Here is an 18963-nt window from a genome sequence, read left to right as displayed (position 1 = left end):
AGATGCCTTATTTCAAATCATCGACGTAACCCAAGCTACGTAACGCTCGCTCATCATCAGCCCAACCCGCTTTAACTTTAACCCACAGTTCTAAGTGGATTTTTACATCAAACAGCCTTTCCATATCCTGACGGGCCTCAATACCAATGGTCTTGATTTTACTACCTTTATTACCAATAACCATTTTCTTCTGGCCTTCACGCTCAACCAGAATCAAGCCGTGGATATTGTAACCACCGCGCTCGTTCGCCACGAACTGCTCAATTTCAACCGTGACAGAATATGGCAATTCATCACCAAGAAAACGCATAAGCTTTTCTCGGATGATTTCAGAAGCCATAAACCGCTGAGAACGGTCAGTAATATAATCTTCCGGGAAATGGTGAGTCGCTTTCGGTATATATCCGCGCACAATTTTGGCAATCGTATCGACATTCATGCCTTTTTCAGCGCTCATGGGGACAACATCAAGAAAACTCATCTGTTTACTGATAAAGCCAATATGTGGCAACAAACTGGTTTTATCGGTCACGTTATCCACTTTATTGATAGCCAGTAAAACCGGACAACGCAGATTACGCAGTTTGTTCAGTACCATTTCGTCATCCGGGGTCCAATGAGTCCCTTCGACAACAAAAATAACCAATTCCACATCACCGATAGAACTGCTGGCCGCCCGGTTCATCAGCCGGTTAATCGCCCGTTTTTCTTCAATATGTAATCCCGGCGTATCCACATAAATAGTCTGATAAGCCCCTTCAGTATGGATACCCATAATACGGTGACGGGTCGTTTGCGGCTTACGAGAAGTAATAGATACTTTTTGACCTAAAAGCTGATTCAGCAACGTGGATTTCCCCACATTAGGCCGTCCAACTATTGCAACAAATCCGCAATAGGTTTCTTGTTCGCTCATTCAAGCTCCAGTTGTTTTAATGCTTGCTCAGCCGCTGCCTGTTCCGCTTTGCGACGGCTAGAGCCTGTTCCTTTAACTGGCAGTTCGATACCACTCACTTGACAGTGAATAGTAAATTCTTGGTCGTGAGCTTCACCACGAACCATAACAACCAGATATGACGGCAGAGGCAGATGATGCCCCTGCAAATATTCCTGTAAACGGGTTTTCGGATCTTTCTGTTTGTCGCCAGGGCTAATTTCATTCAAGCGGGTTTCGTACCATCTCAGGATAATTCTTTCAATAGTCTGAATATCGCTATCAAGGAAAATCGCACCAATCAATGCTTCAACGGTATCAGCCAGTATTGATTCACGACGGTAGCCGCCGCTTTTCAGTTCCCCCGGCCCTAAACGAAGGCATTCACCTAATTCAAATTCCCTGGCCAATTCAGCCAATGTATTACCACGCACCAATGTGGCGCGCATGCGGCTCATATCCCCCTCATCAACACGAGGAAAACGATGATATAACGCATTGGCAATAACAAAACTCAGGATTGAGTCTCCAAGAAATTCCAGCCGCTCATTATGTTTACTGCTGGCACTACGATGAGTTAACGCTTGTATCAGCAGATCATGCTGATCAAAAGTGTACCCCAGCTTACGCTGCAATCTGTTAATTACGATGGGATTCATGTGCTACCAATATCGGTCAGAATTCGTCAAATAAAAACGCACACGCAACAGACCTGTTACAGAAACCCCTGACAAAACTGTTGCGTTTGCACTGGCCCCTTATAGGAGCCAGTCATTAAGTTTGAAAGGACATTCTACACTGCGAGTAAAATTAATTCTTCGCTAATATAAAAATATTAATTAATTCCACCAATACGGCTGAAGCGAACTCCGGTAGGCCATTCCCCTTCCTGTTTTTCAAAACTCATCCAGATGGCGGAAGCTCGACCAACTAGATTCTTCTCAGGGACAAAACCCCATACACGGCTATCAGCGCTATTATCACGGTTATCACCCATCATAAAATAGTGGCCTTCGGGCACAATCCACATTCCCTCTGGCAAGCCAGGTTGACGGAAATTAGGCACCGAGAGTACACCAGGAATCTCTAAAATATGGTGGGTTGCCGCGCCCAGATTCTCAATCCGTTCACCCTGCCGCATACTGTAAGGCGGCAGCGTTTCTTCAACCGGGATTTGGAAAACACCTACTTTCTTCAGACTTTCACCCTTGGAATCGACGCCATACTGCTGCATTGTCCACTCACTTGGGAATAGTGAACCATAAGAAACCGGTAATTCTTCCTGACAATTCCCTGTTTTGCTGCAATTAGAGAAAATACGCAGCTCTTTCTTTGCCGGATCATAAATAATTTTATCGCCCGGTAAACCAACCACCCGTTTAATGTAGTCAAAACTGGGGTCCAACGGGTATTTAAATACGGCAACATCACCACGCTTTGGTTCACCAGTCTTAATCAGTGTTGTTTGAGTGATAGGATCTTTCAATCCGTATGAATATTTCTCCACCAGAATGAAATCACCAATCAATAAAGTTGGCATCATGGAACCCGATGGAATCTGAAAAGGCTCATAAACAAAAGAGCGCAGAATCAGAACCACGGCTAACACAGGAAAAATAGATGAACAAGTATCTACCCATGTTGGCTTATTAATAGTCTCAGCCAGATGCTCCTGATCCATTGTACCTTCAGTCAACTCTTGCAATCTGGCAAGTTTTTTCTTGCGCGCTGGTGCCCATTTGAAACGATCAATACACCAAATAATGCCGGTGACTAACGTTGCCAACGTTAGGATCAGGGCAAAAGTGTTAGCCATTTAGACTCCTTACAAGCTTATTAATTGTCTTTACCAACATGAAGAATGGCTAAGAAAGCTTCCTGTGGCAACTCAACGTTACCCACTTGTTTCATACGCTTCTTACCCTCTTTCTGTTTCTGCAATAGCTTTTTCTTACGGCTGACGTCACCACCATAACACTTCGCCAAGACGTTTTTACGCAATTGCTTCACTGTTGAGCGAGCAATAATATGATTACCAATCGCAGCCTGAATTGCGATATCGAACTGCTGACGAGGAATAAGTTCTTTCATCTTCTCCACCAGCTCCCGGCCACGGTACTGCGCATTACCACGGTGGGTAATCAACGCCAATGCATCAACTCGTTCACCGTTAATCAATACATCCACACGAACCATATCAGATGACTGGAAACGAGTGAAATTATAATCCAGTGAAGCATAACCGCGAGAGGTCGATTTCAATCGATCGAAGAAGTCCAAAACCACTTCCGCCATCGGTATTTCGTAAGTCAGCGCAACCTGTTTACCGTGGTAAACCATGTTGGTTTGCACCCCGCGTTTCTCAACACATAAGGTAATGACATTCCCCAAGTACTCCTGAGGCAACAGCATATGACACTCAGCAATTGGCTCACGCAGCTCTTCAATATTATTCAGCGGTGGTAGTTTAGAGGGGCTATCCACATAGACAATATCACGGCTAGTTGTCTCCACTTCATACACAACCGTTGGCGCCGTGGTAATAAGGTCAAGATCATATTCACGTTCCAGACGTTCTTGAATAATCTCCATATGCAACAAGCCAAGGAAACCGCAGCGGAAACCAAAACCCAGCGCGGAAGAACTTTCTGGCTCATAAAATAGTGAAGCGTCATTCAGACTCAATTTACCTAGCGCGTCACGGAACGCTTCATAGTCATCAGAACTAACAGGGAACAGCCCTGCATAAACTTGCGGCTTCACTTTTTTAAAGCCCGGAAGTGGTTTTTCCGCAGGTTGACGGGCCAATGTCAAGGTATCCCCGACAGGCGCGCCAAGAATGTCTTTAATTGCACAAACTAACCAGCCCACTTCGCCACAATCTAATACATCACGATCAACACGCTTAGGGGTGAAAATGCCAAGGCGATCGGCGTTATACACCTGACCGGTACTCATCACCTTGATTTTATCACCCTTACGTAAGGTGCCGTTTTTAATCCGCACCAGGGAGACAACACCAAGGTAATTATCAAACCATGAGTCAATGATAAGAGCCTGTAATGGCGCATCAGGATCGCCTTCCGGCGCGGGAATCTCTTTAACCAAGCGCTCAATGACGTCTTGTACGCCGACACCCGTTTTGGCTGAACAACGCACTGCATCAGTAGCATCAATTCCAACGATATCTTCGATCTCTTCCGCTACGCGCTCAGGCTCTGCCGCCGGCAAATCGATTTTGTTCAGAACAGGAACAACTTCTAGATCCATATCCAACGCGGTATAACAGTTAGCCAGCGTCTGGGCTTCCACGCCCTGTCCCGCGTCAACCACCAGCAACGCCCCTTCGCAGGCAGCTAGTGAGCGGGAAACTTCATATGAGAAATCAACATGCCCCGGCGTATCGATAAAGTTTAATTGATAGAGTTGCCCATCATTCGCCTTGTAATCCAAGGTAACACTTTGGGCCTTAATGGTGATACCACGCTCACGCTCAAGATCCATAGAATCCAGCACTTGTTCTGCCATCTCACGATCTGTTAAGCCGCCACAAATTTGAATAATACGGTCAGATAACGTCGACTTACCGTGGTCAATGTGAGCAATAATGGAGAAATTTCGTATTTGCTTCATTATAAATATTTTTCTGCCTTGATATTTCTGAGTCATTCGCCTAATGGACACACGAGGGACATAAAGCGACGGTTTATTAGGTCGGCCACCGGCCTGAAAGGCTGTATTCTACATGCCAAATCCACGAAAACCTAGTCATGCCTGCGGCTTTAGAGTATGAGTTGTTAAACGTTTTGGATGATTAAAATAGATTTATTCCCGATGCTGAATGTGAATGGCATCAGGAGGCAAGCCGATTTGTAAAACGACAGGTTGATATTCCAGCCGATTATCCCAGTAAGTGGCGATTCTGCGGGCAAAGAAGAATCCTAATGCGCCTCCTAAAACACCGCCACAAAACACCCACAATTGATTGGTCGCCCATAACTGAAAAAGCGCCCCGCCAAGGAATAACCCAATAAGCGGAGTCAGATAAACCAGCAACGCCGAACGCAGCAAGCTCCCTTCCGGGATACCAACTTCCACTTTTTGCCCCGGTTGCAACGGTTGTAAAATCTCCAGTTCAAGCTGATGTATGCCATCAGACCCTAATTTATTGAGTAAATAAGAACCACACGTTGCTCGCGCCTGACAACTGCCACAGCCAGAAGAGGAACCATAACGTAATAATGCCCGCCCCTGCTGCCAGTGAATTACTGTCGCCCACTCTTTGACCATCAGTCAACTCCTATAAATGCGACGCCAGCGGCGATACGCTTGGCGGTTGCCAATGGTAATTCACCAATAATTGTCACCTCATTTGCTCCACGTATCACACTATAAATCGTTCGAGGCCCACCACGGAAAGGATATTCCAACTTACCGGTTTTATTAGCGTTAGTCACATTCACAGAAAAGTTAAATAAGCCATCGCTAAACATGATGGATTCAAGTGAGTCACTCTTTGAAAATTTACGACGATTACGCGAAACCTCAACGAAACCAGCCGGCAATTTACCTACTTTCCAATTGAATACGACCTTCTCTGACGGTGGAATAACCAGCATCGGCGGCATATTTAAGCGAGTAATCACACTCATTGCATCATTGACGCCCCCACCGATGGTGGAAGAAACAACCCTAAATTGTTCAAGCGCCTCACTATCACGATCAAGTAAATCAATACGTAATGGTAAATGAGTCTCTTCGTCGATCAGTAAAATATAATTATAACGCACTTCATCTTTTGAGGTGATACGTACAACCCTACAAGGCCGATCACCGATATGGGTACGACCAGCATCAATAAAATTGTAGTATTTTTTCAACTGATTGAAGTCAGCAAAAATGACGGCCGGTAAATAATCAATAATATGATTACCGCTAAGACTGAAAGCATCTAATCCGGGTTCAAAATAACTGATCTCATTACCACGCTGGACAATCTCCCGACGAGAACCATCCATCTGCATAATCTGAGCAATTGGAATATCATCGATAACGGCATGGCGATAACGAACTGAGACAATAGACTGCTGGTTGAGATTAATAAAAGCAAGCTCGTAAGTCAGAGACTGAGTAGCATTTCCCATCTCCTGCAACAAAACCTCGGCGCTGCTAAGCTGCGCCGAGGCTTGTAAAGGAGCAAACAGGCAGCCTGCCAGCAAACAGACGGAAAACCAAATACGTTTCATTACTGCTATTGTGTTCCTAAAGATTGCGTTCCGGGAACCGGAATAGCAACCTGTGGTGAAATTCCCCGTTCGTCATTTTGCTTAAAATGCACACGGCGATCGAGTTCATATTGTTGCAGCATGATGTTAATACGCTTATTACGTTCCTGCATTTGAATGCGCTGATCATTGCCAAACAGATCATCACCGGAAGGCACTCCCAAACTCACCGGAGAAGCCGATCCCATCATTGGCAAAGTGTTAAATGCGGGCGTATCAGATTGATATTCAAGATCCTCAGCACTATGGCTGTTGTACTGCTGCACACCAACCAATACCGCCAGCGAAACACAAGCTGCAACACTCACTTGAACCATTTGACTCACCCAAGGGCGAAGCTTTTGCCAGAACGGCATTTTTTGCCAGCTCTCTGGTTCAGGTTGGGATTCAGGAATAGCCCCAGCAATGGAATGAACTGGCTCTTTTTCAAGCGCCAACGCAACCCGACTAGCAATATCCAGATGCAATACTTCTGTCACATCACCGCGCAATGTGTCACGGATCAAGTGGTAATTTTCCCAGCGTTTCTGCATTACAGAATCTTTAGACAAAATACTAACGACTTCACTATCAAGAGTTTCGCCATCCATCAATGCGGAAAGTTTTTCTCTTTGCATGTCAAAGTACCCTTCAGTATTGTTCCACTATTTTTAATTTTAAATCAGTGGTTGAATGTTATCATCAATGGCTTCCCTTGCACGGAAGATACGAGAACGAACCGTACCTACCGGACAATTCATAATGGTAGCTATTTCTTCATAGCTTAACCCATCTAATTCCCTCAGCGTTATTGCTATTCGCAAATCTTCGGGAAGAGATTCAATGGTGCGGAAAACCACCTGCCTCAATTCTTCTGACAACATTAAGTTCTCAGGGTTCGAAATTTCTTTTAATCCATTCGAAATTTCATAATTTTCCGCATCACTGGCATCCAAATCACTGGACGGCGGACGGCGCCCTTGAGCGGTCAGATAATTCTTCGCAGTATTTACTGCTATACGGTACAACCAAGTATAAAAAGCACTATCACCACGAAACGAAGCCAATGCCCGATAGGCTTTAATAAATGTTTCCTGAGCAACGTCAGGAACATCACCCTGCGGAATATAGCGGGATAAAAGACTCGCCACTTTATGCTGATATCTGACTACCAGTAGGTTAAACGCTTTTTGGTCACCTGTCCGCACTCGCTCAACCAGCATTTGATCCGTTAACTGCTCGCTCATCCGAGGTTAAATCTCCCGAAGCAAAGCTCCACATTGATATTTACTGAACTAACCATGATGTCCTATTCCCAAGCAAGCATGGCTTTGAGTAATAAAATTCTGCGAAGTTCAATTTCCGCCATCATTTTGTTGCAATCATCGCCTTTCTCATATCTGATAGGCTAACATGATTTTTACCCATCTTCTTCATACATCATCAATTATGCAATCATTATTCTCACAACATTACAGCGATGTACTTATTGTCGGCAGCGGTGTCGCCGGCCTATCTCTAGCTTTACGGCTGGCCTCACAATATAAAGTCACTGTATTAAGTAAGAGTATTCTCAGTGAAGGGGCGTCCTATTATGCACAAGGCGGTATCGCCGCTGTATTTGATAAAACGGATAGTATCGCATCTCATGTTGAAGATACCCTTATCGCCGGAGCTGGGCTTTGCGATAAAAGCGCTGTTGAGTTTATCACCAGCAATGCCCGTCCTTGCGTGCAATGGTTGGTTGATCAAGGTGTTATGTTTGATACAGAAACTAGCGAAGAGGGAGAAAAACAATATCATCTGACCCGTGAAGGTGGTCACAGCCATCGTCGTATTCTACATCATGCTGATACAACAGGCAAAGAGGTAGAAACGACGCTGGTTGATAAAGCGATGTCTCATCCGAATATCACGGTGAGAGAGCGCTGCAATGCGGTTGATTTAATTACTTCAAATAAGGCCCGGTTAGATGGCGAGAACCGAGTCGTCGGCGCTTATATCTGGAACCGTCAGCAAGAACAAGTGGAAACTTATCGCGCTAAAATCGTGGTACTGGCAACAGGCGGGGCGGCTAAAGTCTATCAATATACGACAAATCCCGATATCTCATCCGGTGATGGCATTGCAATGGCATGGCGCGCGGGCTGCCGTATCGCCAATCTGGAATTTAACCAGTTTCACCCGACCTGCCTATTCCATCCTCAGGCACGCAATTTCTTGCTGACAGAGGCCCTGCGAGGTGAAGGGGCATATCTGAAACGACCGGATGGCAGCCGCTTTATGCCTGATTTTGATGAGCGTGCTGAACTGGCCCCTCGCGACATCGTAGCGCGAGCGATTGACCATGAAATGAAACGCCTTGGCGCTGACTGTATGTTTCTGGATATCAGCCACAAACCAGCGGATTTCATTACCCAGCATTTTCCAATGATTTATGAAAAATTGCTGACGCTGGGCTTTGATCTAACAAAAGAACCGATCCCAATCGTTCCTGCCGCCCATTACACTTGCGGTGGTATTGTTGTCGATCACCAGGGACGCACTGACCTCGACAACTTATATGCTATCGGTGAAGTCAGCTATACGGGCTTACACGGCGCAAACCGTATGGCGTCTAATTCCCTGCTGGAGTGTCTGGTGTATGGTTGGTCTGCTGCGGAGGATATCCAACAACAGATTGAAAAAATAGGGGAAGTACCGCAACTCCCCTTCTGGGATGAGAGCCGTGTTGACAATTCAGATGAACAAGTCGTCATTCAGCACAACTGGCACGAATTACGTCTATTTATGTGGGACTACGTCGGTATTGTACGTACAACCAAACGCCTGGAACGAGCACTGCGCCGTATTAATATGCTGCAACAGGAAATTCACGACTATTATTCCAATTTCAGGATCTCTAACAATCTGCTGGAATTACGAAATTTGGTGCAAGTCGCTGAATTAATCGTGCGCTGTGCGTTAGAAAGAAAAGAGAGCCGAGGTCTGCATTTCACACTGGATTATCCCGATTTATTGCCAGAATCAAAACCGACGATTTTGACGCCCTGATTTTTGCTGGCAAAATCTCTGCATGACCACGCTCCGGCGTGGTTCTTTCAATAACTCAATAAATAATTCAACAATAGAGATAGAAATCCGTCACCAATTGCTGAAATTCTCGCGTATATGCACCGTCTGGCTGACGAATAGTCAATTCACTGATCAAACCGGTTTTTTCCTTACGGGAAAATGCCAATAGCATCCGATGCAATGGCTTGCTGTGCCTGTCGCGGATATTGACCCGACGATGAGAAAACCAGCCCAAACGACATGCCATTGTTTCAAATTCCTCACCAATGGCATATGGCAATACCACACAAAACAGACCATCCGCTGTAATCAACTTCTCTGCATATTGCAATAACCGCCGGTGAGTCAGCGACCCCGTATAACGCGCCTGTTCCCTCGCCTCATTTCGACAAGCAACAGCCGGCTCAAAATAGGGAGGATTACTGACAATTAAGTCATAACATTGCGAATACTGTTCAGCAAAATCACCAATATCCTGCTGATAAACACCTATTTTTCTCTGCCAGGGAGATTGATCTGCATTATCTTGCGCCTGCAATGCAGCCGCTGTATCCAGCTCCACTGCGTCAATTTTGGTATTCTCATCCGTACGCTGCGCTAACATCAACGCAATTAGCCCACTGCCACAGCCGATATCTAAAATAGCTTTCTTGTCACTCACCGGAGCCCATGCTCCCAATAAAACGCCATCAGTCCCGACTTTCATCGCACACCGATCATGACCAACAAAAAATTGCTTGAAAGTAAATCCATCCCGGCGTAAAAGTCGTTTCTGTTTCAAATTAATAACCTATATCTATTTAGCACAATAAATTTCGCTACAGGATAAGGGTTATTATGTTTCGATAAAAGCTATCTACCTCAATTGACCGCTTTAATATGATGAACAATACGCCCAACCTGTTTATAATCGGCGGCCTAAACAGAGGTATATGATGACTGCAACAAACTTTTCTGAACTTGAGCTTGATGAACGCCTGCTTAACGCCCTGAATGATAAAGGCTACTCCCGCCCAACAGCCATTCAGGCGGCGGCTATTCCAGCCGCAATGGACGGGCGTGATGTACTAGGATCAGCGCCTACCGGTACTGGTAAAACCGCAGCTTACCTGCTGCCAGCTATGCAACATTTATTAGATTTTCCACGCAAAAAATCTGGGCCACCACGCATTCTGATCCTGACGCCCACCCGTGAGCTAGCCATGCAAGTGGCAGATCAGGCCAAAGAATTCGCGGCGCATACCAATTTGGATATCGCTACCATTACTGGCGGCGTAGCCTATATGAATCACGCAGAAATTTTCAGCGAAAATCAAGATATTGTCGTCGCCACTACAGGCCGTCTGCTGCAATATATCAAGGAAGAAAACTTTGATTGCCGGGCAGTTGAAACACTGATCCTTGATGAAGCCGATCGTATGCTGGATATGGGTTTTGCCAACGATATTGAAACCATAGCGGGTGAAACCCGTTGGCGCAAACAGACCATGCTGTTCTCTGCCACTCTGGAAGGAGAAGCCATTCGTGATTTTGCTGAACGTTTACTGGAAGATCCAATTGAGATTGATGCTGAACCATCACGCCGTGAACGCAAAAAAATCCAGCAATTTTACTACCGTGCAGACAATTTGGCACACAAAACAGCCCTGCTTTGCCATTTACTAAAACAACCCGATGTCACTAAATCCATTATCTTCGTTCGCAAACGTGAACGTGTACACGAACTTGTGGGTGAATTGCATCAAGCCGGCATTAAAGCCCGATTCCTTGAAGGAGAAATGGTACAGGCTAAAAGGACGGAAGCGGTTAAGCTCCTGAATGATGGCAGCGTCACTGTTCTGGTTGCAACAGATGTTGCTGCCCGTGGATTGGATATTGATGATATCAGCCATGTTTTCAATTTCGATTTACCGCGTACCGCTGATGTTTATCTACACCGTATTGGCCGGACAGCTCGCGCAGGTCGCAAAGGCACTGCAATTACCTTAGTGGAAGCGCATGATCATTCTTTATTAGGCAAAATCAGTCGCTATCTGAATGAACCACTAAAATCGCGGATGGTTGATGAACTTCGCCCAACAACCAAAGCACCAAGTGACAAAGCCCACAATAAGCCATCGAAAAAAGTATTGGCTAAACGCAAAGAGAAAAAGAAAGCGGAAGAATCAAAGAAAAAAGCCAAAATACGTCATCGGGATAGCAAAAATATCGGTAAACGCCGTAAACCTTCCGGTAATCCAAAACCAGAAGCGCCAACCAATAGCAATGTGTAAATCTCTAAACGGGCCAATTGGCCCGTTAATTATAATATGCAGTTTCGCATAGTAAGATTATTCTGTGAGTAAATAGGGTCCTCAGCAAACGCTTCTTTATTTCTATAAATAATTCATCAGGTATTTTGCCATCCCGAGTTTTTGCAGTTCTTGGATTCACATAATAAGCAAACCACCATAATTGCTATGATACAAATGCAACACTATTATGAACGAAGTAAACAAGTTTGTATTCCCTTAAATAACTCATTTGGTGTTTTGTAAGTTCTCTTTTTGATACTTAGACGGGGGATAATTGATGATTACTTTTACCGTTCTAATATATTCAAAAAATTGAGAAATATCTTCTTACAATCTCTCGTCCAATTTCTATTGATGCCGTTGCAGCTGGTGAAGGTGCATTGCAAACATGTAATGAACGATGACCAACTACGAAATGAAAATCATCTACCAATTTTCCATCAATTGTCAATGCTTGGGCACGAACTCCAGTCGCCCCCAAAGAGATGTCCTCTGATTGCAAATCAGGAATAAGCTGACGGGCATTTTCGGTAAAAAGTTGGAGCGAATACGAACGTCGGATTTCTGCTATACCTTCGCCGAAATAACGTGTAACAATCTTCCAAAAACCTTTATAAGTGAGTATCTCCATCATATCTTGCAGACAAAAATCAGTTTTGCAATATCCCTCTCGTTTAAAAGCTAATACCGCGTTAGGACCAACATCCCGTTTGCCATTGAACATTCGTGTAAAATGTACACCAAGGAATGGAAAATCAGGGTTAGGAACAGGATATATCAGATGGTTGACCAAATAATTTTTACTACTATCCAGAATATAATACTCACCACGGAATGGTACAATTTTCATTCCTGTCTCATACCCCGCTAACTTAGCAATTCTATCGCTATGCAATCCAGCACAGTTCACAATCTGTTTAGCCTTATAACTCGCATGTAAGGTTTGTATTTCAACGTAGTCGGTATATTCATGAATTGAACACACTTGCTGTTGATAATGAATATTCCCATCTCTGTTTTGAATAATCTCAGCTAGTTTTCCCGCAATTTCTGGGTAATTCACAATTCCTGCATCCGGAACAAGAATAGCTTCCAATCCATTGACATAAGGCTCACGCTTTTTTAAATCAGATCGTAATAATCGATTAATTTCAATCCCGTTTTGTAATCCCCTCTGATAGATATTCTCCAACAAGGGAAGCTCTTTTTGATGTGTTGCCACTATTACTTTACCGCAGCGGTCATAATATAACCCGTGCTCCTGACAAAAGTGATAAATAGTTTGGTTCCCTTGTTTTGCTAAACGTGCTTTTAAACTTCCGGGAGAGTAATAAATACCGGAGTGGACAACATTGCTATTATGCCCACTTTGATGAGCAGCTACTCTATTTTCTTTGTCTAATATTAACACATGTAATTGTGGATTATGTTCTTGCAAAGCATTTGCGACACCAAGACCAACCAATCCCGCTCCGATAATGATAACGTCATACATTTTTAATTTTTCCTTATTTATTCCTAATATGATATATGGACGCCGACAAAAATTAAAGTTGGCTTCCATATATTTTATTTAAAATGATTCTTATCAAGATTGAATAAATAGATATTTAAGTATACATAACCTTTCATTTTTCAAAGATATTAAACCCCATCGAACATTATTTAAATATACGAAATAATGCACATAATAATAACCTGATAAAAATACACACCTAATGGAGTTTCCTGTTTATTATGATTTTGCGTAAATTCGTGCGACTCTATTAAACCTTAATTAAATCGAATTGCTTTATCAAAATTACTATCTTCTCAATATCGTTGTCAGAAAGATGGTGATGACAGGGAATAGTGAGGATTTCTTGCGCTAAACGTTCAGTAGTGGGAAGAGCTATTTGAGTCTGGCTACGCAGCCATGCTTGTTGTCGATGAATCGGTATTGGATAATGGATAGCGGTTTCAATACCATGTTTAGCCAGGTGCTGCTGCAATTTGTCTCGGTTTTTTGATTTTACCACATAATGATAATAAGCATTTCCCGGTTTTCCTGCCCCTAAATCTGTTCCAGTTTTTGTATTGAACAATTCTTTGTCATAAAAAGATGAAATTTCCTTGCGACGTTGTAACCACTGGTTTAGATACTGAGTTTTGATATTTAATGCAGCTGCTTGTAAAGTGTCAAGGCGTGAATTTATACCAAATAAAATAGACTCATTACGTGTCTGCAATCCATGATTGCGAGCAAATTTTGCATACTCAGCTATCTTCGAGTTAGTCGTGATGAGAATCCCACCATCACCAAAACCTCCGAGCGTTTTCAGTGGATGTAGCGAAAAAGCCGCAGCATCACCTAATGTACCGACTTGCTGATCATTGATAATAGTTCCAATGGCTTGAGAACAATCTTCGATAACATATATTCCTCTCATGCGGCACAGCGTGATAATCGGAGCAATATCTACGGGGCGTCCGCGCAAATAAACGGGTATAACAGCCTTTGTTCGTTCAGTAATCAGAGGAGCAATGGTGTCAACATTAATGAGCTCATCCTCTCCAATGTCAGCCAAGATTGGTTTAGCGCCAACAGCAACTATTGCCCCAACTGTTGCTATAAACGTATTAGCACAAGTAATAACTTCATCACCCGAACCTATACCTAAAGCTTGCAATGCAAGTATCAAAGCATCTGTACCAGAATTGAGTGCGATGGCATGTGCTCCTCCACAACATTGTGACATCCATTTTTCTAATCTTGAAACCTCTTCACCAAGCACAAAATCACCTGTTGTCAAAACATTTTGCCATTGCTTGAAAATTAGTTCGGACAACTCGATAGCCTGCTCTTGAATATTGTTACATTTAATCATGTTATTGCCTTTTAAATTTTCCGAGTGACAGCAGCAAGTGCGATGGCAGTGATTCCAATAGCACTAACGATTGCAGTCAATGCTAGTGTTTCAGAATATCCCACCGTTGCACCGATGATTCCTGCTCCAAGATAAATGAATGGGTGTGCACCACTGGTAACAAAAGTATCTACCGCTACAACTTTTCCAAGGTCTTTTTCCGGAGAGAGGGTTTGCATAGCAGTGGCCCAACCAGTAAGCCAAGATGCCTCAACAATCCCAACAAACATTGCCCCCAAAATGACCATCCAAGCGAAGCCCCCCATACCCAATAAAAGCATTGCACTACAAAGAAATAAACCACAGATCACGGCAAGTCGTATTAGACGCTGGTGACCAGCGGTAAGTACTGTGATAACAGATCCAATACATGCACCAGCTCCCGAAGCTGCTAGGCAAAACCCCCACATCGTATCGCTGAATCGATCACTGATTGCGTATGGAGCGATGACTAAGAAAATAGGGAAGCACAACACATTCAGGATCAATGTCGCGATAAATCCGAGTAACAATACAGAGTTACCAGTAATGACTGTAATACCGTTCAATACCTCACGTATAGAGAATTTATCATCGGAACCACGAATTCCTATATCAGGTATCAGGGCAGTAAAAAAAGCTGCTGCGAAAAATGTAATACCATCAACCAGTATTCCCCATGCTGGTTCCCACAATATGATCATCACTCCTACTGTGGCCGGAAAGACTACTGCCACAAAGTTATCTACAAAATTCATAGCTCCATTTCCTGCCACTAAGGCTTGCTTGGGTAGCAGATTTACAAGCAGAACTTGAGCGCATGGGCGAGAAACGCCAATGCCAATGCCAAATATTAAATAGGCAAGTACTAATCCCCACCACGGAGCGTTTAACACAAGTAACATAGTTGCAGCAACTTGCGCCAACCCTCTGGCAGTATCTGTCGCAATGAGAATGTGTTTTGGTGACTTTCTGTCTGCTAGCAGACCTCCAGCGACAGCCCCAATGACCGTCCCTAATCCTACCGCAGCCATGACGACACCAAAAACCTCCCCGCTAAGTTTGGCATGAATCAACGCAACAGGAAGGGCAGCTAAACAGACTGCATCACCAACCATTGACAAACCTTGACCAATAAGCAATTTCCGGAATGATGAGGAGCGTAATGCCTCGGAATAAGGTGATGCTCGTTCAGCGAATGAAGTCATTTGTTTCTCCGCAAATATAGATACGTCCATCAGGACAACATTCGGTAGTGAGTTTCTTCCCTCCACAGTAGATGTCAATGATCCCATCTGCAAGTACACTAACCATAAGTCGTTGCCCACAGAAATAAAGCATGAACCGATAGGAGTCCCAGTCGGATGGTAATCGGGGGCGAAAATAAAGTCTTTTCTCAGCGACACGTAGCCCGGCTAAGCCTTCAACAAGCCCTTGCCATGCACCCGCGTAAGCTGAAAGATGTAATCCATTGTTGTAATGTAATATAGGGGTGAAATCCAGATTATATCGACTTGCGCGTGATATAAAATCGGCACAGACATCTATCTTACCTATATCTGCAGCAAGCACGGCATGAGGGCCATAACTGAGTGATGATTCATGAACAGTACGGGGCTCATAGAAGTTGAATGTTACTCGCTTGACTTCATCAGAGAAATCATCAGGGAATAAAGACATAAGAAGAACAACATCAGCCTGTTTTATGATTTTGGATGTGAAATTTTGCAGTTTTTCGGCAGAGTACCGTTCATGTTCATCCATGAATTGCGGCCCACGTTTTTTTTCGTTTCTTAATTCAGTATCTTGAAGAATTGCATACCCATCGAATTCCTCCGGAATGGAAACGCCATCAACAACCATCCAAGGAAGATAGACATTTTCACTAATTGTTTTCCAATTCTTGATCTCGTTTGCAGAAATCTCGGGGAAGCATTTGTATCTAATTAGCGAAAGTGCAAATTTTATGCACCATCTGAGAAGATAGTTTGTAAAAAAACTATTGTCGACATGATAATGATATTCATCAGGTCCCATTACTGAGTTAATAACATATGCCTGTTTTTTATCGGACCACTTAAATACAGATGCAGCAAATCTTGCACATTCTGCAACTATTTTATAACCACGAGTGTTCATATAAGCATCATCGTAGGTTACAGACCAGTATCTGTATAGGGAGTAGCAGACATCTGCAGAAATGTGTAATACTTCATCGACACTCCACTCACGCACGATATCAGCATCAGGATAGGAAAGGACATAGTGAGGTCCGTTTTCAGCACCATGATCATTAGAAGCCTCTGGAAAACGCGCCCCAAAAAATCCTGTGGATTTTGCAAATTCAATCGCTTTTTCCATACTATAGTATCGGTAGTCAATGAATGCTTTTGCTACACGTGGGTCATTCCAAACCCAAAATATACATTTATGAAGTTCAGTATCAAAAAAAGTCGCTCCTGAATGATAAGGGCTGGTCAACCCCCGAGCTGGTGAAATAAAACCTGACTCACGGTTATATGCACCAATACCATGCTGTAAAAGTTGGAAAAGTGCATATTTAATACCGAGTTCAATGGGTTTATCGGACGCATTGATTGTCACATCATGATCTTCCCATAATTTGTTCCACCTTGTTTGATGCTCATTCTGGGAGGAGATGAAGTTAAATGACTCCGGGGATATCTCAAGTCCTACACTACTATCCTTTGAACGTACCTTCCAATGTATAAATAGAGGATGATGTTCATCCTGGGAAAAGTCGAAGGTTACGGATGTTGCACAACTCTGTCCCAGACATGACCATGTGCTTGCGTATCTGGCAGAGAATAATTGAACATCATAGTGCAATTTTTGTTCCATGGTTGTGACTATAGCGCTAAAACCATCTTTATTGGAGTGACATTGATTAATATCATAATGACGAGCAACTAGCCACGGAGCCGTACCGAGGTATTCGTTACCTGCAGAAATATCAAGCCCGTAATCCAACCGTAATCTCCGCGGGCCAATTTCGGTATTTAGTTGACGTAATTCAATAACAACTGAAACTTCAAGCTTATTGGGAACATCAATAAACTGCCTTATGATTAACTCGAACTCTCCTCCTCTTACGCATAAATATTCAGTGCTGGTAACAAATGCTGTATCGAGAGATAAAATAATTTTCGCGGCTCGTCCATTTTTGTGAATTGCTGGTTCACCAGTTTCGACATCATAAAGCCGGAGAATTTTTGGTGCTGGCAGTGATACTATTTCACGTGAAACCCCAACACCTGATGTATATACTCTATCCATAAGTAGCTGAACCCGTTGAGCTCGTTCAGATGCTTCTGGTACGTGAGGCCGCAGTCCGATAAAACTATTAGCCAATGTTGTCATACATGAAATAAATGCTGACGAATCAGAGCCAACTTCAGATATATTTTCTTCTTTTCCTGCATAAGTGATAGTCAGCATCAAAGACTCCTTGATACATTGAAAGACCAATCCATGTATTTCATATTCAGCATATTATGGTAGCAAGGATCTGTAAGAACATTTGTGCTGTTAATAAACCAACCTGATTGCCATTTCTCACATATTTCCAAAACAGCATCCCGAATTGTATAAGCAAATTGAAAATTCAGTTCATTTTGTACTAAACGAGAGTCTAATCGGTAAGATCTTGTGTCATTAGAAGCTGTTGTAGCGATAGGTACATTGGTATTGAAATAGCGATCAACAACACCTTTAACCTGCAATGCTATATCGCTCACAGTATGGTTTTCATAACCGACGTTAATGGCACGCCCGCTGACTGAACCAAGAGAATTACGTTGCACAAGTGTCGCATACAGGCGAGTTAAATCGCAAATATGGACATTAGGCCGGTATTGATTCCCGCCAAAAACGGTAATTTTTCCTTGTGAAAGTGCACTAGCAGTCAGAATATTTACAGTCAAATCTAAACGTTGTCTGGGAGACCAACCGCAAACTGTTGCTGCCCTCACTGCAATGGTTTCAAAATTTGAACTTGTTAGACCGAAAAGAACCTCCTCGCCTTCTGATTTATATCGGTTATAGTCCGTAATAGGAACACAAGGCTGACTTTCGTCGACGATAGGTTGATCATTTATACCGTAAACACTCGCTGATGATGCGTAGATAAAACGCCGACACCCCAGATTCTTGGCACTTGTCATGAGATAAGGAAGACAAGCAATATTTATAGATCGACTAACTTCCGGATCTGAGTTAAAACTAGGGTCATTTGCTACTGCAGCAAGGTGTACTACTGTTGTTACTCCCCGTAATGAATCTTCAACAACAGTTTTATCACGAATATCCCCCTTAACGAATTCCAGATGGGAATGATCAAGAAAGAAACTAAGTCCATTAGGAAAGAATTGGGCATCCAATACTCTAACTTTATAGCCTGCCGCCAATAATTTAGGTACCAGTCGAGAACCTATATATCCTGCTCCACCGGTTACAAGAATTGTTTCATATTTAGTTTGCATATCATTTCC

At 43.4% G+C, this 18963-nt stretch carries 16 protein-coding genes; 2 read left to right on the top strand and 14 right to left on the bottom strand.

Translation table 11 applies throughout. From position 1 onward, the window contains the following. Positions 1–7 precede the first annotated feature (7 nt). The 8 genes from era to rpoE form a co-directional block, all read right to left on the bottom strand. Positions 8–916 (bottom strand): GTPase Era, encoded by a 909-nt coding sequence (gene era / locus EAE92_RS08535; RefSeq protein ID WP_036777798.1) that lies wholly within the window; start codon positions 914–916, stop codon positions 8–10. Further along, entirely contained in the window at positions 913–1593 is a 681-nt protein-coding gene (gene rnc, locus EAE92_RS08530) for a ribonuclease III (protein WP_046396035.1), read from the bottom strand. Before rnc ends, era begins: the two co-directional genes overlap by 4 nt. A gap of 176 nt (positions 1594–1769) precedes the next feature. Next, positions 1770–2750: a signal peptidase I gene (gene lepB / locus EAE92_RS08525; RefSeq protein ID WP_214067765.1), complete on the bottom strand. Its 981-nt coding sequence runs from the start codon at positions 2748–2750 to the stop codon at positions 1770–1772. 20 nt (positions 2751–2770) lie between these two features. Further along, entirely contained in the window at positions 2771–4567 is a 1797-nt protein-coding gene (lepA, locus tag EAE92_RS08520) for a translation elongation factor 4 (RefSeq protein ID WP_036777862.1), read from the bottom strand. 192 nt (positions 4568–4759) lie between these two features. Beyond that, the gene (gene rseC / locus EAE92_RS08515; protein ID WP_214067764.1) at positions 4760–5224 is read right to left on the bottom strand and encodes a SoxR-reducing system protein RseC; all 465 of its coding nucleotides are present in this window, start codon (positions 5222–5224) and stop codon (positions 4760–4762) included. Further along, complete coding sequence (rseB, locus tag EAE92_RS08510) at positions 5224–6180, bottom strand: sigma-E factor regulatory protein RseB (protein ID WP_214067763.1); 957 nt, start codon at positions 6178–6180, stop codon at positions 5224–5226. Before rseB ends, rseC begins: the two co-directional genes overlap by 1 nt. A gap of 5 nt (positions 6181–6185) precedes the next feature. Then, positions 6186–6836: an anti-sigma-E factor RseA gene (gene rseA, locus EAE92_RS08505; protein ID WP_214067762.1), complete on the bottom strand. Its 651-nt coding sequence runs from the start codon at positions 6834–6836 to the stop codon at positions 6186–6188. A 39-nt stretch (positions 6837–6875) separates the two neighbouring features. Further along, positions 6876–7445, bottom strand: a complete 570-nt coding sequence (gene rpoE, locus EAE92_RS08500) for an RNA polymerase sigma factor RpoE (RefSeq protein ID WP_214067761.1) — start codon at positions 7443–7445, stop codon at positions 6876–6878. A gap of 166 nt (positions 7446–7611) precedes the next feature. On the opposite strand from rpoE, the gene nadB reads away from it, so the two are divergent. Next, the gene (gene nadB, locus EAE92_RS08495) at positions 7612–9252 is read left to right on the top strand and encodes an L-aspartate oxidase (RefSeq protein ID WP_422616050.1); all 1641 of its coding nucleotides are present in this window, start codon (positions 7612–7614) and stop codon (positions 9250–9252) included. 67 nt (positions 9253–9319) lie between these two features. On the opposite strand, the gene trmN is transcribed toward nadB, so the two are convergent. Further along, entirely contained in the window at positions 9320–10054 is a 735-nt protein-coding gene (gene trmN, locus EAE92_RS08490) for a tRNA(1)(Val) (adenine(37)-N(6))-methyltransferase TrmN (RefSeq protein WP_214067759.1), read from the bottom strand. A gap of 154 nt (positions 10055–10208) precedes the next feature. On the opposite strand from trmN, the gene srmB reads away from it, so the two are divergent. Next, complete coding sequence (gene srmB, locus EAE92_RS08485) at positions 10209–11546, top strand: ATP-dependent RNA helicase SrmB (RefSeq protein ID WP_214067758.1); 1338 nt, start codon at positions 10209–10211, stop codon at positions 11544–11546. 325 nt (positions 11547–11871) lie between these two features. Here srmB and lhgO read toward each other — a convergent pair whose 3' ends face one another. From lhgO to EAE92_RS08460, 5 genes are all read right to left on the bottom strand, one after another. After that, the gene (gene lhgO, locus EAE92_RS08480; RefSeq protein ID WP_214067757.1) at positions 11872–13062 is read right to left on the bottom strand and encodes an L-2-hydroxyglutarate oxidase; all 1191 of its coding nucleotides are present in this window, start codon (positions 13060–13062) and stop codon (positions 11872–11874) included. Between the two features lie 271 nt (positions 13063–13333). Then, the gene (locus EAE92_RS08475) at positions 13334–14434 is read right to left on the bottom strand and encodes a DegT/DnrJ/EryC1/StrS family aminotransferase (protein ID WP_214067756.1); all 1101 of its coding nucleotides are present in this window, start codon (positions 14432–14434) and stop codon (positions 13334–13336) included. A gap of 11 nt (positions 14435–14445) precedes the next feature. After that, positions 14446–15690 carry an MFS transporter gene (locus EAE92_RS08470; protein WP_214067755.1) on the bottom strand — a complete coding sequence of 415 codons (1245 nt, stop codon included), beginning with the start codon at positions 15688–15690 and terminating at the stop codon, positions 14446–14448. Beyond that, entirely contained in the window at positions 15644–17911 is a 2268-nt protein-coding gene (locus EAE92_RS08465; protein ID WP_214067754.1) for a glycosyl hydrolase family 65 domain-containing protein, read from the bottom strand. The genes EAE92_RS08470 and EAE92_RS08465 overlap by 47 nt, the downstream gene beginning before the upstream one ends. After that, complete coding sequence (locus EAE92_RS08460; RefSeq protein ID WP_214067753.1) at positions 17911–18954, bottom strand: NAD-dependent epimerase/dehydratase family protein; 1044 nt, start codon at positions 18952–18954, stop codon at positions 17911–17913. The genes EAE92_RS08465 and EAE92_RS08460 overlap by 1 nt, the downstream gene beginning before the upstream one ends. Between the last annotated feature and the right edge of the window lie 9 nt (positions 18955–18963).

This window comes from Photorhabdus hainanensis, assembly GCF_018448965.1.
GTDB classification, from domain to species: domain Bacteria; phylum Pseudomonadota; class Gammaproteobacteria; order Enterobacterales; family Enterobacteriaceae; genus Photorhabdus; species Photorhabdus akhurstii.
Note: the sequence above shows the minus strand (reverse complement) of the source record. Positions and strands in the feature narration are given on the sequence as shown.